The 22084-nt window shown below is 70.8% G+C and carries 23 protein-coding genes; 15 read left to right on the forward strand and 8 right to left on the reverse strand.

The genetic code is table 11. The features are described from left to right. The first annotated feature begins 81 nt into the window (after positions 1-81). The 3 genes from AB0M70_RS34240 (at position 82) to AB0M70_RS34250 (ending at position 1960) form a co-directional block, all read left to right on the forward strand. Complete coding sequence (locus AB0M70_RS34240) at positions 82-564, forward strand: MarR family transcriptional regulator (protein WP_365826311.1); 483 nt, start codon at positions 82-84, stop codon at positions 562-564. Next, a complete protein-coding gene (locus AB0M70_RS34245; RefSeq protein WP_365826313.1) occupies positions 561-1031 on the forward strand; it encodes a MarR family transcriptional regulator in 471 nt (156 codons plus the stop codon). Before AB0M70_RS34240 ends, AB0M70_RS34245 begins: the two co-directional genes overlap by 4 nt. Positions 1032-1558: 527 nt before the next feature. Beyond that, positions 1559-1960: a nitroreductase family deazaflavin-dependent oxidoreductase gene (locus AB0M70_RS34250; protein WP_365826315.1), complete on the forward strand. Its 402-nt coding sequence runs from the start codon at positions 1559-1561 to the stop codon at positions 1958-1960. Between the two features lie 98 nt (positions 1961-2058). On the opposite strand, the gene AB0M70_RS34255 is transcribed toward AB0M70_RS34250, so the two are convergent. Both AB0M70_RS34255 and AB0M70_RS34260 read right to left on the reverse strand, forming a co-directional pair. Then, positions 2059-2838 carry an NAD(P)-binding domain-containing protein gene (locus tag AB0M70_RS34255; protein ID WP_365826317.1) on the reverse strand — a complete coding sequence of 260 codons (780 nt, stop codon included), beginning with the start codon at positions 2836-2838 and terminating at the stop codon, positions 2059-2061. 20 nt (positions 2839-2858) lie between these two features. Further along, complete coding sequence (locus tag AB0M70_RS34260) at positions 2859-3812, reverse strand: alpha/beta hydrolase (protein WP_365826319.1); 954 nt, start codon at positions 3810-3812, stop codon at positions 2859-2861. A gap of 77 nt (positions 3813-3889) precedes the next feature. On the opposite strand from AB0M70_RS34260, the gene AB0M70_RS34265 reads away from it, so the two are divergent. Beyond that, the gene (locus AB0M70_RS34265) at positions 3890-4471 is read left to right on the forward strand and encodes a TetR/AcrR family transcriptional regulator (RefSeq protein WP_365826321.1); all 582 of its coding nucleotides are present in this window, start codon (positions 3890-3892) and stop codon (positions 4469-4471) included. Positions 4472-4503: 32 nt separating this feature from the next. Here AB0M70_RS34265 and AB0M70_RS34270 read toward each other — a convergent pair whose 3' ends face one another. Then, complete coding sequence (locus tag AB0M70_RS34270; protein ID WP_365826637.1) at positions 4504-5148, reverse strand: DNA alkylation repair protein; 645 nt, start codon at positions 5146-5148, stop codon at positions 4504-4506. A gap of 440 nt (positions 5149-5588) precedes the next feature. Between AB0M70_RS34270 and AB0M70_RS34275 the strand changes: the two genes are divergently transcribed. Continuing rightward, entirely contained in the window at positions 5589-5957 is a 369-nt protein-coding gene (locus AB0M70_RS34275) for an STAS domain-containing protein (protein WP_365826323.1), read from the forward strand. A gap of 34 nt (positions 5958-5991) precedes the next feature. Here AB0M70_RS34275 and AB0M70_RS34280 read toward each other — a convergent pair whose 3' ends face one another. Next, positions 5992-7368 (reverse strand): FAD-linked oxidase C-terminal domain-containing protein, encoded by a 1377-nt coding sequence (locus tag AB0M70_RS34280; protein ID WP_365826325.1) that lies wholly within the window; start codon positions 7366-7368, stop codon positions 5992-5994. Between the two features lie 231 nt (positions 7369-7599). Here AB0M70_RS34280 and AB0M70_RS34285 point away from each other — a divergent pair, with 231 nt between their 5' ends. Together AB0M70_RS34285 and AB0M70_RS34290 are read left to right on the forward strand one after the other, a co-directional pair. After that, the gene (locus AB0M70_RS34285) at positions 7600-9420 is read left to right on the forward strand and encodes a GAF domain-containing protein (RefSeq protein ID WP_365826327.1); all 1821 of its coding nucleotides are present in this window, start codon (positions 7600-7602) and stop codon (positions 9418-9420) included. A gap of 10 nt (positions 9421-9430) precedes the next feature. Beyond that, the gene (locus tag AB0M70_RS34290) at positions 9431-9829 is read left to right on the forward strand and encodes a VOC family protein (protein WP_365826329.1); all 399 of its coding nucleotides are present in this window, start codon (positions 9431-9433) and stop codon (positions 9827-9829) included. Positions 9830-9968: 139 nt separating this feature from the next. Here AB0M70_RS34290 and AB0M70_RS34295 read toward each other — a convergent pair whose 3' ends face one another. Next, the gene (locus AB0M70_RS34295) at positions 9969-11102 is read right to left on the reverse strand and encodes an alpha/beta hydrolase (protein ID WP_365826331.1); all 1134 of its coding nucleotides are present in this window, start codon (positions 11100-11102) and stop codon (positions 9969-9971) included. A gap of 94 nt (positions 11103-11196) precedes the next feature. Here AB0M70_RS34295 and AB0M70_RS34300 point away from each other — a divergent pair, with 94 nt between their 5' ends. Beyond that, a complete protein-coding gene (locus AB0M70_RS34300) occupies positions 11197-11763 on the forward strand; it encodes a TetR/AcrR family transcriptional regulator (RefSeq protein ID WP_365826333.1) in 567 nt (188 codons plus the stop codon). Between the two features lies 1 nt (position 11764). On the opposite strand, the gene AB0M70_RS34305 is transcribed toward AB0M70_RS34300, so the two are convergent. Then, positions 11765-12169, reverse strand: coding sequence for a hypothetical protein (locus AB0M70_RS34305; protein WP_365826335.1), 405 nt, complete (start codon positions 12167-12169; stop codon positions 11765-11767). A gap of 213 nt (positions 12170-12382) precedes the next feature. Between AB0M70_RS34305 and AB0M70_RS34310 the strand changes: the two genes are divergently transcribed. Next, positions 12383-13483: a polyprenyl synthetase family protein gene (locus AB0M70_RS34310; RefSeq protein ID WP_365826337.1), complete on the forward strand. Its 1101-nt coding sequence runs from the start codon at positions 12383-12385 to the stop codon at positions 13481-13483. Positions 13484-13495: 12 nt separating this feature from the next. On the opposite strand, the gene AB0M70_RS34315 is transcribed toward AB0M70_RS34310, so the two are convergent. Together AB0M70_RS34315 and AB0M70_RS34320 are read right to left on the reverse strand one after the other, a co-directional pair. Then, complete coding sequence (locus tag AB0M70_RS34315) at positions 13496-14635, reverse strand: winged helix DNA-binding domain-containing protein (RefSeq protein ID WP_365826339.1); 1140 nt, start codon at positions 14633-14635, stop codon at positions 13496-13498. 2 nt (positions 14636-14637) lie between these two features. After that, a complete protein-coding gene (locus AB0M70_RS34320) occupies positions 14638-15861 on the reverse strand; it encodes a helix-turn-helix domain-containing protein (protein WP_365826341.1) in 1224 nt (407 codons plus the stop codon). 107 nt (positions 15862-15968) lie between these two features. On the opposite strand from AB0M70_RS34320, the gene AB0M70_RS34325 reads away from it, so the two are divergent. The 6 genes from AB0M70_RS34325 (at position 15969) to menC (ending at position 22057) form a co-directional block, all read left to right on the forward strand. Further along, positions 15969-16829, forward strand: coding sequence for an SGNH/GDSL hydrolase family protein (locus tag AB0M70_RS34325; RefSeq protein WP_365826343.1), 861 nt, complete (start codon positions 15969-15971; stop codon positions 16827-16829). Between the two features lie 29 nt (positions 16830-16858). Next, positions 16859-17812, forward strand: a complete 954-nt coding sequence (locus AB0M70_RS34330) for an acetylxylan esterase (RefSeq protein WP_365826345.1) — start codon at positions 16859-16861, stop codon at positions 17810-17812. 117 nt (positions 17813-17929) lie between these two features. Further along, positions 17930-18967, forward strand: a complete 1038-nt coding sequence (locus AB0M70_RS34335) for a membrane dipeptidase (protein WP_365826347.1) — start codon at positions 17930-17932, stop codon at positions 18965-18967. Beyond that, complete coding sequence (locus AB0M70_RS34340) at positions 18964-20100, forward strand: M20 family metallopeptidase (protein WP_365826349.1); 1137 nt, start codon at positions 18964-18966, stop codon at positions 20098-20100. The genes AB0M70_RS34335 and AB0M70_RS34340 overlap by 4 nt, the downstream gene beginning before the upstream one ends. Continuing rightward, positions 20097-20915, forward strand: a complete 819-nt coding sequence (locus AB0M70_RS34345; protein ID WP_365826351.1) for a GNAT family N-acetyltransferase — start codon at positions 20097-20099, stop codon at positions 20913-20915. The genes AB0M70_RS34340 and AB0M70_RS34345 overlap by 4 nt, the downstream gene beginning before the upstream one ends. A gap of 41 nt (positions 20916-20956) precedes the next feature. Then, the gene (menC, locus tag AB0M70_RS34350; protein WP_365826639.1) at positions 20957-22057 is read left to right on the forward strand and encodes an o-succinylbenzoate synthase; all 1101 of its coding nucleotides are present in this window, start codon (positions 20957-20959) and stop codon (positions 22055-22057) included. Positions 22058-22084 lie beyond the last annotated feature (27 nt).

Consider the following 22084-nt stretch of genomic DNA (forward strand, 5'->3'; position numbering starts at 1 on the left):
ATCTGCACCGCGCCCCGGGCGGGAAGTGGGCCTCAAGAAAATAGTAGCCATGGACATAGTAGCCATGTACCGTACTTTGCTGTGAGTACAGCAACTGAAGGCGCCACGCCGGGATTTCTGGTCTGGCGCCTGTCGATGAAATGGCGGGTCGCCGTCGACCGGGCGGTCGGTCCCCTGGGCCTCACCCATGCGCAGTACGCGTTGATGGCGTCGCTGTACGGCATGTCGCGCTCCGGGCAGCAGCCCAGCCAGCGTCAGCTCGCCGACCACACGGGGCTTGAGGCGCTGTACGTCTCCAAGCTCGCCCGCGCCCTGGAAACCGCCGGGCTCGTCGCCCGTACCCGCGATCCGAACGACCCACGCGCCATGCGGCTTTCGCTCACCGAGCAGGGACGCGACGTCACGCGCCGCGCGATCAAGGTGGTCCAGGGCCTCCTGGACCAGATGCTCGAACCGCTCGGAGGGCAAAGCAGCCCGCGCACACGGCAGTTCATGCACGAGCTGGCGATCCTGCTCGACGCACCTCTTGATCCACACATAGAGAACAACGAGGAGCAGACATGACCACCACCGCACCGATACCGGCACCCGCACCCGCACCCACGACCAATGGCCGGGTGGTAGCCCTGGCCCACTACGCCTCGCGCGCCCTCCTGGAGCGCGCGCTGACCCGCCATGGCGCGACGTTCCAGCAGAATGTGACGCTCCAGGTCCTCGTGACCGCGGGCAAGTCCATGGGCCACGACGACCTCGTCGACGGCGTCACCGACTCACTGAAGGTCGACGCGTCGGTGGTGCGCGACGTGATCGAGGAACTGACGGCCACCAAGCTGCTGGAGCAGGACCCGGCGGACGCGTCCCGGATCCGCCTGACCGACGCCGGACGAAAGCTGCACGCCACCACCAGCGCAGAGGCCGCACAGATCGCCGCCCGGCTGTACGCCGGCATTCCGGCCGAGGATCTTGCGACCGCGGGCCGCGTGCTGACCCTGGTCACCGAGCGCGCGAACACCGAGCTGGCGAAAGCCTGAGGCCAGGGAGCGCCCGGTGACGGCTGTCGACGCGGCGCCCCTCACCTCGGGGTGAGGCCGTGGTCGTATTCCTGGCCGGCTCGGGTCCTGCCGGGTTCTTCGTGCGTCGCCTGCGTGCACCACATGCACGTGTCTCCCGCGTACACGAGGGAGTCCAACCAGTAGGCTCCGGTGAGGAGTTGACCTTGGGGCTGCGCGCTGTGCGTGACTCTCGTGTCATCGTCCATGTTCCGCCCAACGAGGCCTGAGGGCAGGGGTATTGGGGGCGCAAACCCAGTGCCTCCGCAAGCCGTCCATACGCCTGAAGTTCTCTCTGTGGTGTCTTCGGTCGGGGAGGAGTGGGTAGAAGGGCGCCTCCCCGTGCCGACCGGGCGGTTCGAGAGTGGTTGCCGCCCTCACCGGGGTGTCGTTAGGCCGGGCGCGCCGATTCGCGGCCACGCTGGCGGGAAACCGCAGAGTGACCATGAAGAGTTGGTCAGCGCAGGCAGAACACGCACGATCCAGCGAGTACACGAAGGAGACAGCAGATGCTGTTCGGCAAAGAGCACGTCGAGCGTTACGTCGAGACCGATGGCGAGGTGGGCCACGACTGGCAGAACACCACGGTGCTGATCCTCACCACCATCGGGCGCAAGAGCGGTGAGCAGCGCAGCACTCCCCTGATCTACCAGCCCTACGGCGACGACGTGCTCGTGGTGGCCTCCAACGGCGGAGCCGACCAGCCGCCCCTGTGGTTCCGCAACATCGAGGCGAACCCCGAGGTCCAGGTGCAGGTGAAGGGCGACCGCTACACCGCCCGTGCGCGTACCGCGACCCCGGACGAGAAGCCGGACATGTGGCGGACGATGGCCGCGACCTGGCCGGCCTATGACGAGTACCAGAGCAAGACCGACCGGGAGATCCCGGTGGTGGTCCTGGAACGCGTCTGAGGCACAGACCGACCGAGCGGAAACGTACGCGAGTTGCGGAGGCGCGCGGAGCGCGGAGCGCGGCCCGTTCTCGCGTACGTGTCCCTCTGCGTCCCCGGCTACCTCAAGTGGGCGAGCAGACCGTCCAAGGCCTTGTCGAGCGCCGCGGAGTTGGCCGGGTCGAACCATGTGGTGCGGATGCGTTCGTTGTTCCCGCCCGGGGTCTCGTGGTCGGCGGCGAGTTGCCGCAGGGAGCGGCTCTCGTCGCTCAGCGCGCGGCCGACGGCCTGGAAGAGCCCGCGGACGTAGCGGTCGGCGTCGTCGGGGGCGATGCCGTGGCCGACGGCCCACGAGGTGAGCGTGGCGAGGTATGCGTAGTGGGTGGTCAGCGTTCCCGTCAGCGCGGAGAAGACGTTGAAGGCCTCCTCGTCCGCGACCGGCTGTGCCCCGCCCAGCCGCTCGAAGAGCGCGTCCGCCACCGGGTGGGAGGGGAACGTCACGGTGACGGAACGGCGTTCGCGTATGGAGGGCAGGGGGATGGCCCGCACTAGCGCGGCGTCGGTGGCGAGGATCTGGCGCAGGTCGTCGTTGGCGACGCCGGCCATCACGTTGATCACCGTCTTGTCGTCGTCCACGCTCAGGCCCGCGAGTGCTTCGTGCCGGTCCTTCGCGCGTACGGCGACGATCACCACATCGGAGCGGTCCACCACCTCCTGGTTGTCGGCGCAGACCTGTACGCCCTCGTGTCGCGCGGCCAACTCCGCTGACGTGCGGGCCCCGCGCGGGGAGAGGAACACCTGCGGTGATGCTTCGGCGCCGTCGCGCTGACCCGTGTCGCACAGACCCGTCACGAGGGCCCGGCCGATCTCACCGACCCCGATGATGCCGATGCTCTTCACTGTGGCTTTCTCCTGTCCGCTCATGGGGCGAGGGCGGTGCGGAGGAAATCGAGGATCTCCGTCCGTGCCGCCTCGGCCTGTGGATCCACACCCGGGACGCTGAGGAACGCGTGCCCCGATCCGGGGTATTCGGTGAGCCTTGCAGGTGTCCCGGCCTCTCGCAGGCGTTCGGCGTAGAGGCGGCCGTGATCGGCCAGCGGGTCGTGCGTGGGCACCATCACGAGCGCGGGGGCGAGGCCGCCGAGGGTGTCGGCGTACAGCGGGGAGAGTGCGCGGGGGTCGCTTCCCGGCGGCACCGCGAGACGCCGGAACAGTTGCAGTTGGGGGACGGCGAGGAACGGGGTGTGGGCGTACTCGGTGATGGAGGCGTGGTCGAACAGCGTCTCGGTCACGTCGACGGCGGGGTTGACCAGCACCTGCGCCCGCAGGCGCAGGCCCGCCTCCCTGGACCGGATCGCGGCCAGAGCGCAGATCAGGGCGCCGCAGCTCTCGCCGAAGACGGCGGCCTGCGCCGGGTCGATGCCCCACTGTGCGGCGTGGCGCACCACGTGCTGGAGCACGTCCCAGCCGTCGTCGACGGCCGCCGACAGCGGTGTGTCGTGGGCGACGAGACGGTGCTCGACCGAGACGAGGACCGCGGGCAGCTGGGCCGCCAGGTGACTGTTCGCCCAGTCGCACTGCACCGCTGTTCCCACGAAGCCCCCTCCGTGGACGTGCAGCACGAGGGGCAGGCCGGTGGCCGGGGCGTCGTTCGCGGGTGACGGCCGGTACACCCGGACCTGGATGCGGCGGCCCGGCAGCTCCACCTCCAGCCATTCGATCGAGGCGCCGGGGTCCGGTTCGCCGGTGAACGCCCGTGCGGCCTCGGATGCCCGGAAGCGGTTCTCCTTGTCGCGGTAGGCGATCAGCTCTTCGGCCGTCATCGTCGCCCAGTCCGGTTCCGACGGTCGCTCCGTCGCAGTGCCCTCACTCATGTTCTTCTCCTTGCCCAGAGAGTTACGCGACTTCAGGTATCGATACTCAAGGTAGCGAAAAGGGGTAGCATGTGGCTATGACGTCGACCACATCCGCATCCGCCAGGCCGCCCGGGCGCCCCCGCGCCGGGGTCAACGCCGCAGTGTTCGCGGCCACGTTGAGCACCGTGCGGGAGTTGGGCTACGCGCAGGCCACGGTCGAGCGCATCGCCGCCGCGGCCGGTGTCGCGAAGTCGACGGTCTACAGGCGCTGGCCCTCCAAGGGCGCACTGATCGTGGACTGCCTGCTCGACGCGTTCGGCCCGGCGCCGCTGGAGGGCGCGAACCGCGCCGAGCTCATGTCATCGACCATCCGCTGGGTGGCGGCGAAGATCGGTGAGCCCGGGGTGGGCGACGCGTTCGCCGGCGTGTTCAGTGACGCGGTCAGCGACCCCGCCCTGCGCGAGATCCTCTCCACGCGGCTGCAGGACCCGTACCGGATCGCGCTCCAGGAAGCGCTCGGCGAGCCCGAGAACCGGGTCCTGTTCTTCATCGACGTCGTCGTCGGGGTCCTGCTCCACCGGATGGGCATGACCGGCGAGCCGATGGTCGACGCCGACGTCGACGCGCTGGTCGAGATGGTGCTGCCGCACTTCGCCGACGCTCCCGGCCCCGCGTGACCCCGGCTCCCGCAGCCGGTCAAGTCACCGTCTCAGCGCGCTTGTTGTCGGCGCACCATCTCGGAGATCCAGGTGGGCGCGAACGGTGACGTACAGCCCGGGGATGTCGGGTAGTCCTTGAGCACCTCGAGGCGCTCACCGATGGCGACGGCCCGGGTGCGGTGCTCGGGGTGCTCGATCCCGATCTGGGCCAGGCAGTGGTTCATCGCCCACTGCAGACGCTCCGGCGCGTCCCTCATCTCCGCCTCGATGACGTCGAGCAGCTCCGCCAGGTCCAGGCCCTCGGGCTTCTTCGCCACGCGTTCGGTGGTCAGCGCCCAGCCCGCACTCGCGACGACGGGATCCGGGTCGGCGAGCCAGGCCACGCGCAGCTCTTGCGCGTGAGGGTTCTTCTTCACGACGTAGTTCACGAGCCAGTCGTGCACCTTGGGTGCGCGCGCCTCGCGCAGCATGGCATCCAGTTCGTCGCGCTCGAACGCCTTCGGGCGACAGATCAGGAGCGCCAGCAGTCTCGCGGCGGTGTCCTCGGTCTCCCAGAGCCGCAGCGCGAGTTCCTGCTGCGTCTTCAGCCGCTTCGCGAGCGCGCGCAGCTTGCCGAGGTTCACGCCGTGATCGTCACCGCGCTTCTCGTTCGCCGCGCGTACCTGCGGGTCCTCGAGGTCGGCCAGCTCGGCCATCACCTCGGCCAGCGCCGTCCCGGCCACCTCAGCCTCCCGTTCGTCACGTACGGGAAAGCAGCCTAGCCGCCCGCGTGAGCAGTGCCTCCGCTTGACGCGATCTGGCCCGCCTACCTGCCGCCGACGAGGGCAGGCATGCCAGCGAGGGCAGCCTCTCAAGTGCCGCACCGACCGGGAGTCGCGCGGGCTCCTGAGCACTTGGTCGAGGGAGCGGGCCCCGCCTCTCGAGGAGGGAGCACTCCGGGCGGGGCCCGCGCAGACGCACCGTATGATCCGGGGGTCTGCCCACCCCAGCACGGCACCGACTCCGCCCGGGGTGTTCCTGGAAGCAGCGTTCCACTTCTGCCGTGCGTGCGGCGCAGCATTTCGGGGCATATTCATGCGCGACGGAGGAGTAGCCACCGACCGACCGGTCCATGCACCCGAGGAGACCACGAAGCATGGCTCCCGCTTCACCCCAACCCCTGCATGTGGATGCGGTCCTGGGCCTGGAACCCGTCCTGATCCGTGTGTGCGGGGACCTGGACATGGACAGCGTGCCGTCGCTGACGACGGTGCTGGAGCCCGTGGTGACCAAGAGGGTCGAGCTGGATCTCGCCAACGTCACCTTCATCGACTCCTCCGGGGTGAACGCGCTCCTGTCGCATCACGAACGGAGCCGGGCAGCGGGCGGCCGCCTCGTCGTGCTCCACCCCTCCAAGGCCGTACGGCAGATCCTTCAGCTCCTCGGCGTGGACCGACTGCTGGCGGAGCAGCCCAGGACCGAGCGCAGGCGCGACCCGGGAGAAGGCACCCCGGGTCTGCCGTAGGCCCCGTCTGCGAGCCGTCGGCCGATGGTGACGTTCAGGACAGCACCTTGCCGGGGTTCAGCACGCCGTACGGGTCGAGGGCCTGTTTCACGGCCCGCTGCATGGCCATCACCTCCGGCGTGACCTCCGCGGCGAGCCCCGGGCGCTTGAGCAGGCCCACTCCGTGCTCGCCGGTGACCGTACCGCCCAGGGCGATCGCGTCGGCGATGATCTCCTCGAAAGCCGCCTGAGCGCGCGTACGGGCGACGTCGTCACCGGGCTCCGTGATCAACAGGGGATGCAGATTGCCGTCACCCACATGCGCGATGTTGGCGATGAGGATGTCGTGCCGGGCGGCGGTCTTCTCGATGCGGCCGAGCATCTCCGGGATACGCTCCTTGGGCACGCAGACGTCCTCGGTGAGCACCGGGCCCAGGCGTTCCAGCGCGGGATAGGCGAGCCTGCGGGCCGCGAACAGAGCATCGGCCTCGTGCTCGTCGGTGGACCGCTCGGCCCAGGAGGCGCCCGCCCCGCGGAAGCAGTCGACCATGCGCTCGGCCTGGGCGGCGCCGATCTCGCCCGGCTCGTCGATCCGGCCGAGGAGCACCACGTCCGCGTCGAGCGAGAGGCCCATGTTCTTCCACGCGTCCACGGCGCGCAGGCAGTGCCGGTCGATCAGTTCGAGCGCCGAGGGGGTGAGCCCCGCCTCGGCGACGGCGCGTACGGCGGCTCCCGCGTCCACGACGGAACCGAAATGACCGGCGACCGTGACCGCGGGCGGCGGCAGGGGCCGCAGGCGGACGGTCACCTCCGTGATGATGCCCAGCGTCCCTTCCGACCCGACGACGAGACCCGTGAGGTCGTAGCCCGCTACGCCTTTCGCGGTGCGCCGGCCCAGCCGCACGATCTCACCGAGTCCGTTGACCATCTCCAGGGCCAGCACGTAGTCACCGGTGACGCCGTACTTGACGCAGCAGACGCCTCCGGCGTTGGTGGCCACATTGCCGCCGATGGTCGACCACGGAGAACTGGCCGGATCGGGCGGGTACCAGAGCCCGTGCTCGGCCACCGCGCCCCTCAAGTGGTCGTTGACCACCCCGGGTTGGACGACCGCGAGCCGCTCCAAGGGACTCACCTCGACGATCCGGTCCATGGCATCCAGCGCCACCACCACGTGCCCCTCGCCCGAGTTGGCTCCCCCGGACAGGCCGGTGCCCGCCCCGCGGGCCACGACCGGGGTGCGGTGACGGATACAGGCGCGGACCGTGTCGGCGACTTCTCGGGTGGATGTCGCGCGGACGACGGCCGCGGGGCGACCACTGGGCGCCCATGCCGCTTGGTCACGGCGGAAGGCCTCGACGCTGTCCGGATCGGTGAGCACCTGGTTGGCGGGAAGGTGCTCGAGGATCGCTCGAACGACCGTGGTACTCATCGTGTGTCCTCTCGGTGGGTTCGCCCCGAGGCGGGCCTTACGGTGGCGTGCATACCTGTATCCGTCCCCTCGGGCAGTGCCGCCGGGCCGGCGCGGGCGGTGCTGCTGATGTCGATCGAAACACGGCGGCACGGCGATCCGTACGGAGACAATCTCCATGCTCCCGCCCCTGCCACGGAGAGACCCTCCACAGTGGGCTAGCGCGGCGCCCTGCATCATGAAGGCGTGCACATGGGTGAGAACCGCTGGCTGCGGCTGCTTTCCGAGGCTCCGTCGCCCGACGAGATCGACGCGCTGCGCCTCGCGCTGCTCGCCGAGGGCCAGCCCGCCGCGGACGTCGAGGACTCCGCCGCGCACGCCCGCGAGATCCTGCGGCGCATGAACCGCCAGCAACGCGAGTCGGCCGAGCTCGCGGCGCTCAACGACCTGGCCCGGCGCCTGGGAGCACTGACCGCGTCCAGCGGAGTGCTGCGGGAGGTGGCGGCGCACGCGCGGCGCCTGCTTTCCGTGGACCTCGCCTACATCATGGTGCTCCACGACGACCGGCGGCTGCGGATCGAGACCGTCGACGGCTCGATGGGCTCGACCCTGCGGGGCATCGAACTCGAACCGGGCACGGGCCTCGGGGGACTCGTCCTGCGCAGCGGTGCTCCGCAGTCTACCGTCCGCTACCGCGAGGACCCGGCCATCAACCGCTCCCCCGCCGTCGACAGGGCCGCGGCCGCCGAGCAGCTCGGCGGGATCCTGGGCGTGCCGATGCTCGTCGACGACGAGCCGGTCGGGGTGCTGCTCGCCGCCGACCGCAGCCCGCGCCGGTTCACCGACCGCGAGGTGGAGCTGCTCGCCGCGCTGGCGGCCCACGCGGCGGTGGCCCTGCGCAACGCCGCCCTCATCGCGGATCTGCGCGCGGCCAACCTGACGCTGCGCGGCAACGATTCCCTGCGCCGGGCCGAGGCCGAGCTCCGCGACCGGCTCACCGACGTCGTGGTCGGCGGGGGCGGCTATCGCGAGGTGGCGCAGGCCATCGCCGGCGCCACCGGCCTGACGGTGTCGGTCCTCGACTCGCACGGCGAGCTGGTCGCCGGGCCGCGGTGCGAACACCCGCGGCCCTGGACGGGCGACGAGCCGCACTCCCCACGCCGCTTCGAGCACGATGGCCGCCACGGCGTCGCCCTGCCCGTGGTGTTCCGCGGAGGGCACACGGGCTCGCTCGTGGCGAGCGGGGAACGCGCGCTGCACGACGAGGACGTACGGCTCCTTTCGATCGGCGCGGTCACCGTCGCGCTGGTGGCCGCGCTGGAACGCTCGGTCCTGGAGACGCAGTTGCGCACCCGCGGCGAGGTGCTGACCTCGTTGCTCTCCGCCGAGGCCGACGAGTCCGGTGTACGGCGCCGGGCGCTGGGCGCGGGCATGGACGTGGACTCCGTGGCGGCTGTCGCCGTCGTGGACGCCCGCGACACCGACCAGACCGCCGACCAGATCGCGCGGCTCGCCCAGGAGACAGCGGGCTGGAGTGCCCAGCTCGGCGACCAGATCACGTTCCTGGTGCCGGGTCTCGACCTACCCGCGCTCAGGGCGCTGGTGGAACAGCGCCCTCTCGCCGGTCCCGTAGGTCTGGCCGCGTGCGGGCGGGGCGTCGCGGAGATCCGCCGGGCGCACCGGGAGGCGAGGCGGACGGCGACGATGCTGCGGGCTCTCGGCAGGCACGGCGTGGTGGCCGAGCCGGCCGAACTGGGCGCCTACCGTTCCCTGTTCACGCAGGCCGGGGCCGACGAGGCCCAGGTCTTCGTCCGGACGACCGTGGGCCCGCTGCTCGATCACGACCGGGCACGGGGGCGGGGCGGCGACCTGGCGGCCACGGTCGGGGTGTACCTGGCCAACGCTCAGCACCACGCCCGCACGTGCGCGGACCTGCACATCCACGCCAACACGCTCTACCAGCGCCTCAACCGGGCCGATGGCCTGCTCGGCGAGGGCTGGCGCAGCGCGGACCGGGCCCTTGACATCCAACTCGCCCTGCGGCTGCACAAGCTGGCGGGCCGACTCGCCTAGGCTCCCGCCCATGCTGAAGCTCGGAATCCCCGTCCTCGGAGTCACCGACATTCCCCGCGCTGTCGCCTTCTGGACGCAGGCCCTTGACCTGGTCGCCACCGCGGAGTGGGAGAGCGAGACCTGGCGGACCCTGGACCACGCCGACGGAAGGGGCCGCGCCCTCGGCCTGATGCACAGCGCGTCGCCGGCGGAGCCCCGGCCGCGTCTGCACCTGGATCTGTTCACCGAGACCACCGAGGAACAACGGACCGAGGTCCGCCGGCTGATCTCGCTGGGCGCGCGAGCCGTCGACTGGGACCTGTATCCGCCCGACCCCGACTTCGTCGTCCTCGCCGACCCCGACGGCAACCTCTTCTGCGTGGTCGACCTGAGCCGCGCGCCCAGCGGCAGCAACCGGCCGCCTACCTGACGCTCGCCCCTCCCCGGCCCCCTTGGGCGGCCGAACCCTCCGGCCTCGGGAAGGGGCGATGGAGAAAACGTCCACCCAGGCGAAGGGACACGGAAACCGTAGGGCCGGGCGCGGTGAGCTCGTCGATCCGACCGACCCGCTAGACCGCCCTCTCTTGCGAGCTGACCCACGCGGCGAAGTCCTCTATGCCGTCGATGAGCGCCTCGAAGCGGAAGGAGTGGAAAAGATCGAAGGCGTGGTGTGCGCCGGGGAGTTCGGCGTAGACGACCGGGGAGGTGGAGACGGAGCGCAGGGCGGTGACGAGGGCCCGGGGGTTGTCGGTCTCCACCAGTTCGTCCAGGTCGCCGTGTGCGATGAGGAAGGGGGGCGCGTCCGCCCTGACGAGGTTCACGGGCGAGGTCGCGGGATCTCCGTCGAAGTACGTCCCCAGGTAGCCGTTGAGGGCGATGGCGGCGGTCACCGAGGTGTCCGCCTCCTCGAAACCGGGCTGGTAGGAGGGGTCGTTGGGGGTGAGGGCGGCGAGCGCCGCCATGTGGCCGCCCGCGGAACTTCCCGACACGAACACAGCCGCCCTGGGGTCCGCGCCGTACTCCTTGGCGTGCTCGCGGGCCCAGGCAATGACCTTCTTCGCGTCGATCAGATGGTCGGGGTGGGAAAAGGCGGGCCGCAGACGGTAGTTGGCGCTGACGCAGATCCAGCCCTGGCCGGCGAGCCGGTGGAGCAGGGGCAGCGCCTGGGTGTTCTTGCGGCCCTGGTCGTAGTGGCCGCCATGGAAGTGGATCAGTATCGGGCCACCCTCGGGGCGCGAGCGGTGGTGGTAGACGTCCAGGAGGTTACGGCGGCCCGCCTCCCCGTAGCTGAGGTCGGCCACCCGCCTGACATCGCCGCGACGACGGAAGAAGGGCCTGAGCAGGATGCGCGCCAGCGGCGGCCTGCGGCGCGTGCCGGTACCGGCACCGAGCGCCTCGTCCAGGGCGAGCCTGACCACGGACGCCGCGCGCATCCCCCGTCGGGCGACCACCACGAGCCCGGCAGCCGAGGCCGCGGCCAGAGCGACGACCAGCCAGTCGGCGACCGTTGCGATGTCGCCCTCCGCGAAGGCCAGTGCCGTCGAGGCCACCAGCGAGTAGATGACGAGGAACGGCATCTCGTTGAAGACCAGACCGAGCCGGTAGCTGACGTAGAAGAGCGGCTTCGGCCCGCGGACGCAGGTCAGGCAGAACACCACGATCAGCGCGGCCAGCACGACGGTCACCAGATATCCCACAGCCACCAGAGCCACTCCCCGTCAGGCACTCGATCCCGAAAAAAGTACCCCATCCGTGGTACCTCAATTGTGGTACCACGGATGAGGTACTTTTGGATACGTGAATCGGGAAAGAAGAGATCGCCTGCGCGACGCGGCCATCGACGTCCTGGCGCAGGCCGGCAGCCGGGGCCTGACGCATCGGGCCGTCGACGCCGCGGCCGACGTGCCGCTGGGCACCACCAAGAACTACTTCCCCACCAGGGACGCTCTGCTACGGGCCGGCACCGAGCGCATCGTCGAGCTGTACGGAGCGATCCCCAGGACCACGCCCGCGGACCGGCAGGGCCTGACCACCCTGCTGCGCACCCTCCTTGAGCACGCCCAGGGGGCCGGCCGCGTACGGGTGCTCGCTCTTCTGGAGCTGCAGCGTGAGGCAACACGGACTCCGTGGCTGGCGACCCCGCTCGACGCCTTCGCCGCGGCCGACTTCGCGTACTTCGAGCACGCCCAGCGCAGCGCCGGCCTACCCGTCACCCCACAGCGCGCCGCCGCCGTCACGATGACCCTGCACGCCTCCCTCCCCCACCTGGTGGCCGAAAGCCCCGCCACGCGGACGGCGGCCGGACTCGACGACCTCGACAGCTTCGTCACCGGCCTCCTGGACACGGTGTACGGAGCAGCCTGACTCAGGGCACGAATACGCAGAGCGAGACGATGACACCTTCGTTTCCACCGCCGGTGAAACGGAAGGACGCGATATCCCCCTTGGGGAAGTTCGCGAAGTAATAGGAGTTGGGTTTGTTGGCGGAATAGGTGTGCACGGTGGTGCCGTTCGGGTCGATGGCTTCGATGGTGAACGCGGTGTTGAACTGGCCCACGTGCATGCGCGCCCACGGAACGACGGTGGGCAGGGTGACCTCGAGCCCGACGTCACCGAACTGCAGGCCGTTCAGCCCGGCAGTGCGGTTGACGAAGGAGGTGAACTTGCTGCTCGGGGCATCCTGGAAGTCCATTCCCGACAGGGTGAACATCGGCCCCAGTTGCAGGTCGTCGGGAAAGATCGTGAAGTCCGAGCACAGGACGAACGGCATGGCACTCTCCTCACGCCTCCGGTAATGCGGGCACGTTATCGAAAGGGGCATCGGCCAGCAATCCTTGTTTCCAGGAACAACCCACTCCAATTCCCTTCAGGAATAAGGCACTTGGTGGCTTGTTGACGACCCTTCCGATGCCGGTGGCGGACCCTATGTCGCCGAATGGCAGGCTGGGCACCGCACCCGTACAGGAAGGTCGGCCGAACGTCCATGAACAGCAGCACCGTCAGCACCGTCAGCGCCTTCGAGCGTGCCGCAGGCTACCGGCGGCAATTCGACGCGTCCTTCGAGAAGTACTTCGCCGCGCTCGCAGGTGACCTCAACGGCGCACATCTCGGCCGCTTCCCGCCTCGCTGCCTGGAACTCTTGGCGCAGTTGTCACTGCGCGGCGGGAAACGGATCCGGACCACCCTTCTCTACGAGGCTGCCGCCCTCGTCACCCGGGAGGAGATACCGGGGCTCACGGAAGCCGCGCTGAGTCTCGAACTGCTGCACAGCCACGCGCTCATCCTCGACGACATCATGGACGACTCGCCCATGCGCCGTGGCGGCCCCTCGACGTACTACGCGTGCCGCGAAGACCTCCCCGACCACCCGCAGGCCGCACTGGGCCTGGCCATGATGGCGGGCGACCTCGCCGGTTTCCTTGCGCTGCGCGTCCTGTTCGACGCCGACCTGCCCGCCGACCGCAAGCAGGCCATGCTCGACGTCCAGCTCGGGGTGACGACCGACACCGTCGTCGGCCAGGTCCTCGACCTCGAACGCGACGTGCACCCCCGCGAAGGCGAGGAGGGCGAGGAGGGGCTGTTGGAGACGGTGTGCGAGTACAAGACCTCCCGCTACACCATCCTCGCGCCCATGCGCCTGGGTCTGCTCGCCGCCGGCCAGGACCTGGCCGAACACGAGGAGAGCCTGCACCGCTATGCCCGACTGGCCGGTCTCAGCGGCCAGATGCGCGATGACTACCTCGATCTCTTCGGTGACCCCGACCTCACCGGCAAGCCCAGCGGCGCGGACCTGCGGGCAGGCCGCCACACCTACCTGACCCGCGAGCTCCTGGCCGCCACCGACGGCAACGACCACACCACGGTCCGAGCCGCCCTCGCCGACCCCGACTGCACCCCGGAGATCATCGACCGCGTCCGGGACATCGCCCACCGCCACGACGTCCACACCCGCCTCCAGGCGACCATCGACCGGCACGCCCACGCCGCGGCCGCCGAAGCCGCCTCCTGGCACCGGCACTGGAACAGCGAGGCCGTCGCCCTCTTCGAGCAACTGCCGCTGTGGAACACCCGAAGGACCCACTGAGCGACACGCCGGCTACAGCATCCGCACCTCGCCCGTGGTCTCGGGAAGCTTCGCCCACCAGTGGTGGTATCTGCTGTAGACGGTCATCTCGCGCTCGCCGAGGAGGGCCGTCAAGGCCTTTGCCTCCGCGGCGAGTTGGTCCCAGGTCGCCGGTGACAGCGGGTGAAAGGCCGTGGCCTCGATGCCGTCGTCCAGCGGACGCCACACACCGGCGACATGACCGTCGACCAGCAACGTGGGCAGTACGTCACCGTTGCGCCGGATGACCCACGGCCGGTAGGCCGGGGGTATCACCCGGCCGCGGTCGGAGTACGCCAGCAGAACGCTGTCCCACATGGCCATGAGGCGGGCAGGAGCGGGGGTTTCGGCGGGGGGCCGGGATGCGCCAGGGATGTCGAAGAGCACGTCCCCGTCCGGTCCCTCGAGCTGCTCGACGCTGTCGCCCAGCGCGAGGAACGCCGCACGGACGGGCGCCCTCTGCACCATGGCGAACTGCGCCACGTCCGCGACCGACGCGGGCCCGAACCCCGCCAGATAGCGCAGGATCAAGGATCGCAGCGCCTGCGGGTCCGCCGCCCGGCCCGTAGGGACGAACCCGTGCGGGGCCGCGACGAAGGACGGCCGGTGACCGAAGGACCAGGGATGCTCCGTCGGGGCGTGGTGCAACGGCGCGTACGCCTTCAGCCCCCACCACGCCCCTTCCTTCTTCTCCGCGCCGAGGCGTTCCTCGACCCACGCCTGCATCTGTGCCGAGGTCCGCGGCCGTGCGGCGAAGTCGAGGAGCTCCGGGACCAGTTCGTCGGCGTCCGCCGGGCTCAGCCCCGAGGCGGCGAAGCGGAAGCCGAGCCGGGAGGCGTACAGGGTGGGCTGCACCGCGGCACGGAAGACGGAGTAGTCCTCGGCGTGTACGGCGTGCAGCGTGATCCGCATCAGGGTCGCCTTGACCAGCGCACGCTCGGTGAACGCGGCGTCGAGGTCCGCCGCGGTGAAACCGGTGAGCCGGTTCCACAGGGCGACGTAAGGAGAGGCAGGCTGCTGCGCCTGGAGCGCGACGACGCGCCGCATGCCTTCGGGAACGGTCAATGGCTCGCGTTCAAGGAGCAGTTGGCGGCTGAGGGTGGCCCGGTTCAGTTCGCGCGCGGTGATCGTCACAGTCAAGGATTCTGCCCTTCCCGCGCTCCCGCGTCGTACGCGCTCAGCGCGGCCCGCAGGGTCAGCAGATCGGTGTGTGCGGCGAGGTCGAGGCCCGTGAGGGCGGCGATGCGGCGCAGGCGGTAGTCGACGGTGTTGGGGTGCACGTGCAGGCGGGCGGCCGTCTCGCGGCGGTCCAGGTTCGACGTGAAGTACGTCCGCAGGGTCACGGTCAGATCGGGGCCGTCCGCCAGCGGGGTCAGCAGTGCGGCCAGGTGCGCGCGGGCGGGGCTCGCGCGGGTGAGCTGGTAGTCGAGGAGCAGCGCGGTCAGGGGGTAGACGCCCGGCGGCCGCCCGGTGCCCGTCGCGGTGTCGCGCAGCTCGGTGGCCAGGCGGACGGCGTGCGGGACGTCGGCCGGGGTGCTCGCGGCGACACCCGCGACCAGGGGCACGCCGCTGACGGTGATGAGGGATGCCGTCAGCCTCTCCAGGCGGGCCCGGTCGCCGTCGGCAGCGCGGTCCGGCGCGAGGTCGGAGGGGATGAGCGCGAGCCCCTCGTCGGCCGAGAGGCGGGAGAGGACGGGGTGGCCGAGGGCGCGGTCGAGCTCCGTGCGCAGGCGTCTGATCTTGCGCCGGGAGGCCACGGTGGCGTCGACGTCCGCGCGGTCCTCGTCGGGGTGACGGCCGATGGTGAAGGCGAGCACCAGGTAGCACGGCGGGAGGCGTATCCCCAGCTGGGCGGAGTCGAGTTGCGGGCCTTCGCCGTCGAGCAGGGCGGACAGGACGGTGTGGCGGGCCGCGTCGCGCTCCCCGATCAGCGACTGGCTCTCCTCCACGTATCCCGACGTGACGGCGGCCGTGATCTCGCGCAGGCAGTCGAGCAGCAGCCGGTGGGCCTCGATCAGGTCCTGCGGTTCGGCCCTGGCCGTCACCTCCTCCACGCAGATGCGGGCCCCGTAGTAGTAGGCGCTGACGACCGCCTCCACCGGGATGCGTTCTTCCGCGCGCCTGGCCGCCGAGCGGCGCACCGTCCGGAGGAACTCCGGGGGCGGCATGCGCTCCGTGCGCAGCACGTCGGCGAAGACCCGGATCGTCATGTCGACGATGGCGCGGACGTCCCCGTGCAGTTCCTCGGCGGGCAACCGCCCGTAGACCGGCAGGTCGTCCGCGAGGCGCCGGGTGACTGTCGCGGCGAGCCCCGGTACGTCGGCGCTCAGGAAACGGCCCACGCTTTTGTCACCGGTCACAACTGACCCCTCGGAAAATCTGGATGCGCGCCTAGAACACCAAGGCGTCGATGGCCCGGATCATAAGGGCGTCCGTTACCCCCGGTACACCCCCCTCAGGAGAGCCCGTGCGCCCCACACGCGCCCGCACCACCGCGGTCATGGCCGCCGCCCTGTCCGCCTGCGCCCTCGGCGTGTCTCCGGCCGGCGCGACCGCCTCGCAGGCCGAGGAGCCTTTGGAGTACGTCGCCATCGGCGATTCCTTCGCGGCGGGACCTCTCATCCCGAACCAGAGCCAGTGGTCCTGTCTGCGCTCCGCACGCAACTACCCGGCGGTCGTGGCCGAGGCGCTGGACGCGCGGCTCACCGACGTCAGCTGCTCGGGCGCGAAGGTCGGCGACTTCTCCGGCCGCCAGTTCGGCCTGCTGCCGCCCCAGTACAACGCCCTCAAGCCGAGCACCGACCTGGTGACACTGACCATCGGCGGCAACGACGTCAGCCTCGTCAGCACCGCGCTCGGCTGCGTCAACCTCCTGCCCAAGCCCGCCGGCATCTCCTGCGCCGACACCGCCGCGGCCAAGGGCGACCCCACCGCGAAGGCCATCGAGGCCTGGCGCGCCTCCTTCGGCCAGGCCCTCGACGAGGTCCACCGGCGCGCCCCGAACGCCCGGGTCGTTGTCGCGGGCTACGCCACGTACATCCGTAAGGACGGCTGCTGGCCCACCCAGCCGATATGGGACAAGGACGGCAACTACCTCCAGGCACGGGTGAACCAGCTCAACGGCGTGCTCGCCGAGCAGAGCAAGGCCCACGGCGCCACCTACGTCGACACCGCTGCCGTCAGCGCCGGGCACGACACCTGCGCCGCGCCGTCCGAGCGCTACATCGAGGGCCTGGTCCCCACCAGTGTCGCGGCGCCGCTGCACCCCAACGCCCGCGGCATGGCCGCCTTCGGAGCGGCCATCGCTAAGGCGGCGGCGCGCCCGTGACGGCCGACATCCCGGGAGGGGAGAACCCCATGCCGATGAACCACCGCATCCGGCGGTCCGCCGCCGTAACGGCCACGTCCGCGGTGCGGCGATATGCCACCGTGCTGGCCGCGTCACTTATGTTGTCCGTCGCGCTCACCGGCCAAGGCCTGGCGCATTCGGACGGCACCGGTCCGGCAACGGCCGTCCGTGCGGCCGACAGCTGTCCGTCGGTCGGCGGCAACTGGGCCGACGAAGGACCTTTCGCCGTGACCAAGGAGCGCGCCGGGCTGAGTCACACCATCCTGCGCCCCACCGAGCTCGGCAGCCAGGGCTGCACACGGCACCCGGTGATCATCTGGGGCAACGGCTCGTTCGTGACGCCGGTCATCTACGACGGACTCCTGAAGCACCTCGCGTCCCATGGGTTCATCGTGGTCGCCGCCAACACCACGCAAGCGGGATCCGGCAGGGCCATGCTCGACGGCCTCGACGTACTGAAGAAGGCCGACACCGACCCCCGCAGCCCGTACTACGGGAAGGTCGACCTGGGCAAGGTCGGAGCGTCGGGGCACTCGCAGGGCGGCGGCGGAGCGATCAACGCCGGCGCGGACCCGCGCGTGGATGTGACCGTCCCCGTCGAGCCCGGCCCCCAGGGCAGGGTCGGCGACCTCAAGGGACCCACGTTCTTCCTGGGCGGTGAGCGCGACCTGGTGGTCATCCCCGAGCTCCTGGTGATTCCCCGCTACAACAGCGCCGATCACGTCCCCGCCGTCTACGGCGAGTTGGCGGGCGCCTCACATGTGACGCCCGCGGGCGACGGCGGCGGGTTCCGCGGCCCGATCACCGCCTGGTTCCGGTACTTCCTGATGGGCGACCAGGAGGCGCGCGCCGAGTTCTTCGGCGCCGACTGCGGCGCCTGCTCCTCACCGGCCTGGTCGGACTTCCGGCGCAACGCCGAGGCGATCGGTCACCAGGGCGTGGGAGGTGGGGGGAGCGCTTGACGCCGGGCTGGTCGTCCGGAGATACGGAGAACGTGCTTGATCTTGGTTCTCCGCCACGAACCGTGCCCCTCCAAAGTCGCATAGCGTCGCACGCATGCAACGGAGGAGGAGTCGAAGGTGACCGAAGATCTGCACAGCCGAACGGTCGTCGCCGACACGCACAACGACCTGCTCATGTCGGTGGTCGAGCGGCCACCGCACCGATGGGCGGAGTTCTTCCGCGAGCGCTGGCTCCCGCAACTGCGCGACGGCGGCGTGAACATCCAGGTCCTGCCGGTGTTCGTGGACGACCAGTTCCGGCCGGAAGGCGCACTGCGCCGCACCCTGCGGATGATCGAGTGCGCGCACGCCCTCGCCGAGGGCAACCCCGCGCACGTACGCCTGTGTCTGGACGGCGACGACATCGACGCCGCCCTCGCGGCGGACCAGATCGCCCTGGTGCTCGCACTGGAGAGCGCGCCCGGCGTCAGCGCGGACGTGGAGCTGTTCCGGACCCTGCACCGTCTCGGCGTACGCATGGTCTCGATCGCCCACTGGGGGCGGTCCGCGCTCGGGGACGGCAGCGGGGAGGACTCCACCGGATCCAGACTCACCCACGCCGGTGCCGAGGCGCTGCACGAGCTGCAGCGCCTCGGCATCGTGTTCGACATCTCCCATCTGGGCGCGGCCGGTGTGGCACACGTCCTCGAGCTCTCCACCCGGCCCCTGATCGCCTCGCACTCCGCCGTACGCGCGCTGTGCGACCACCATCGCAACCTGACCGACGAGCAGATCCGCGGCGTCGCGGCCACCGGCGGCGTCGTCTGCGTCAACTTCTTCCCCGCCTTCCTGGCCACGGAACGGGAGGCGCGGACCATCGAGCGGATCGTCGACCACATCGCCCACGTCATCGAGCTGGTCGGCGTCGACCATGTCGGCATCGGCCCGGACTTTTTGCGGGAGGTCGCCCAGGACATCACCCCGCCGTGCTGCGACGACGGCGGCTACGACGGCATCGCCCTCGACGCCTCGCTCCCCGGTCTGGACGGACCGGCACAGCTCCCCGCCCTCACCGACGCCATGGTCAAGCGGGGCCTCGACGAGAACACCATCCGCGCGGTCCTCGGCGGCAATGTCTGGCGCCTCTTCCGCGAGCAACTGGGGAGGACCCGATGAACGACGCGACACAAGGACAGCGCACACCCCACCTTCCGGCGATGCTCGCGGACCTCGAGGAACTGGTGGTGTGCGAGTCCTTCTCCTCCGACCTGACCGCGGTGGCACGCAGCGCGGACATCGTGGCCGCGCAGGGGACCCGTCACCTGGGCGTCCCGCCCGAACGCATCGTCGTCGACGGTGTCACCCACCTGCGCTGGACGTTTGGCACACCCCGGGTGCTGCTGCTCGGTCACCACGACACGGTGTGGCCGATGGGCTCGCTGGCCACGCACCCGTGGTCGGTGGCCGACGGCGTCGCGCGCGGTCCGGGGATCTTCGACATGAAGGCCGGGCTCGTGCAGATGTTCCACGCGCTGGCCTCGCTGCCCTCCCTGGAGGGGGTCTGCGTCCTGGTGACCGGCGACGAGGAGGTCGGTTCGGACGCGTCGAGGCCGCTGATCGAGGAGGCGGCGCGGCAGTGCGCGGCGACCTTCGTCCTCGAGGCCGCGGCCGACGGCGGCGCGCTGAAGACGGCCCGCAAGGGCACCTCCGCCTACGAGTTGGTGGTGCACGGCAAGGCGGCCCACTCCGGCCTTGAGCCGGAGAAGGGCATCAACGCGGCGGTGGAGGCCGCGCATCTGATCCTCGCCCTCGAGGGACTGGCCGAGGAGATCAACGTCGGGGCCCCGCAGGACTGGCGCACCACCGTGGTCCCCACGGTGGTCGGTGCCGGCACGACGACCAACACGGTGCCCGCGGAGGCACGCGTCTCGGTGGACGTCCGCGTCCCGACCCTCAGTGCGCAGGAACGGGTGGACGCGGCGATGCGTGCGCTCAAGCCCACGGTGCCCGGAGCACGCCTCGACGTGCTCGGTGGCCCCAACCGGCCGCCGCTGGAGCTGACGTCCTCCGCCGAGCTGTTCGAGCGGGCCCATCGCCTCGGCGCGCAGCTCGGGCTCGAGCCGTTGTCGTCGGCGGCGGTCGGCGGAGCGTCCGACGGGAACTTCACCGCCGGTCTCGGCTGTCCCACCCTCGACGGCCTGGGCGCGGTGGGCGGCGGGGCGCACGCCGATCACGAGCACCTGATCGTCGCCGAGATGGTCCCCCGCGCCCGCCTGCTGGCCGCCCTCGTCGAGGAGGTCGCCCGATGAGCGCCGACACCGTGACCGAGCCGCCCGCAGCGCCCGGCCTCGTCGTCCGGGAACTGCACGACCTGCGTGCGCTGGAGGGCGCCAACGCCCTGTTCGAGGAGATCTGGGGCAGCTCCCCCGGCGCCTCCCCCATGGGCGTCGAGCAGATGCGGGCCCTGTCCCACGCCGGCAACTACGTCGCCGGAGCCTTCGACGACGGCCAACTGGTCGGCGCGTCCGTCGCCTTCTTCGCGGCCCCGGTCGGCGAGGCCCTGCACTCGCACGTCACCGGCGCCCTGCCCGGCCGCCGGGCGGGCCTGGCCCTCAAGCTCCATCAGCGCGAGTGGGCCCTGGAACGTGGGCTGCGACGGATCACCTGGACCTACGACCCGCTGGTGCGGCGCAACGCCCACTTCAACCTGACCAAGCTGGGCGGGCGGCCGGTGGAGTACCTCACCAGCTTCTACGGACCGATGGACGACGTGATCAACGGCGGTGACGACACCGACCGGGCGCTCGTCGCCTGGGAGTTGAACGATGCCGCGGCGGTCGCCGCCGCAGCCTCGCGCCCCGTGTCCGTGCCGGTCCCCGACGACGCCGCGATCGCGCTGTCCGTGCGCGACGGCCTGCCCGTCGTCGGCCGCACCGACGCCGCGACCCTGCTGGTCCAGGTTCCGCCGGACATCGAGGGACTGCGTCGCACCGACCCCGGCGCGGCCAAGGCGTGGCGTCTCGCGATGCGCGACGTGCTCGGCGGTCTCCTGGCCGACGGCGCCCGCGTCACCGGCTTCCACGACCGCAGTTTCTACGTCGTCACGCGCGCCACCACCGCGTGACGCCCGAACCACTCCTCCAGGAGCCCATGAGCATGAGCAGCATGAAGATCAACGGAATTGAACTGCGCCGGATCGCGATGCCCCTGCGGGCGCCGTTCCGCACCTCGTTCGGAGTCGAGACCGCACGCGACGTCCTGCTCGTCCGCGTGGTCACGCCCGACAGCGAGGGCTGGGGCGAGTGCGTCGCCATGTCCGAACCGCGCTACTGCTCCGAGTACGTCGACGGAGCGGCCGACGTGCTGCGCCGCTTCTTGATCCCGGCGCTGCCCGCCGTGGCGGACGCCCACGCGGTCAAGCGCGCCATGAAGCCCTTCAAGGGCCACAAGATGGCCAAGGCGGCCCTGGAGACGGCCGTCCTCGACGCCCAACTGCGCGCCACCGGGCAGTCCTTCGGGTCCTACCTCGGCGCCGACCGCGAGCGCGTTCCGTGCGGTGTCTCGGTCGGCATCATGAATTCGATCCCCGAACTCCTCGACGCCGTCGGCGGGTTCATCGACGAAGGCTACGTACGCATCAAGCTCAAGATCGAGCCGGGCTGGGACATCGAGCCGGTCCGCGCGGTGCGCGAACGCTTCGGCGACGACCTGCTGCTCCAGGTGGACGCCAACGCCGCCTACACCCTGGCCGACGCCCGCCAGCTCGCCAAGCTGGACGCCTTCGACCTCCTGCTCATCGAGCAGCCGCTGGCGGACGACGACCTGGTCCAGCACGCCACGCTCGCCAAGCAGTTGCGTACGCCCGTGTGCCTGGACGAGTCGATCGAGTCCGCCGAGGACGCCGCCGCGGCCATCACCCTGGGCGCGGGATCGATCATCAACGTCAAGCCGGGCCGGGTCGGCGGCTACCTGGAGGCCAAGGCCATCCACGACCTGTGCGTGGCCCACGGCGTCCCGGTGTGGTGCGGAGGCATGCTGGAGACCGGGATCGGCCGCGCCGCCAACGTCGCGCTTGCCGCGCTGCCCGGCTTCACCCTCCCCGGCGACACGTCGGGATCCAGCCGCTACTTCGCCACGGACATCACCGAGCCCTTCGAGCTGGCCGACGGCCACCTCGACGTCCCCACCGGGCCGGGACTGGGCGTCGAACCGCTCGACGAGATCCTTGAGCGGGTGACCACGGCCAAGGAATGGATCCAGCTGTAGCGGCGCTCGGCCGGCCCGCGTGCTCCC

The sequence above is a fragment of the Streptomyces sp. NPDC051214 genome (genome assembly GCF_040682375.1).
GTDB lineage: Bacteria > Actinomycetota > Actinomycetes > Streptomycetales > Streptomycetaceae > Streptomyces.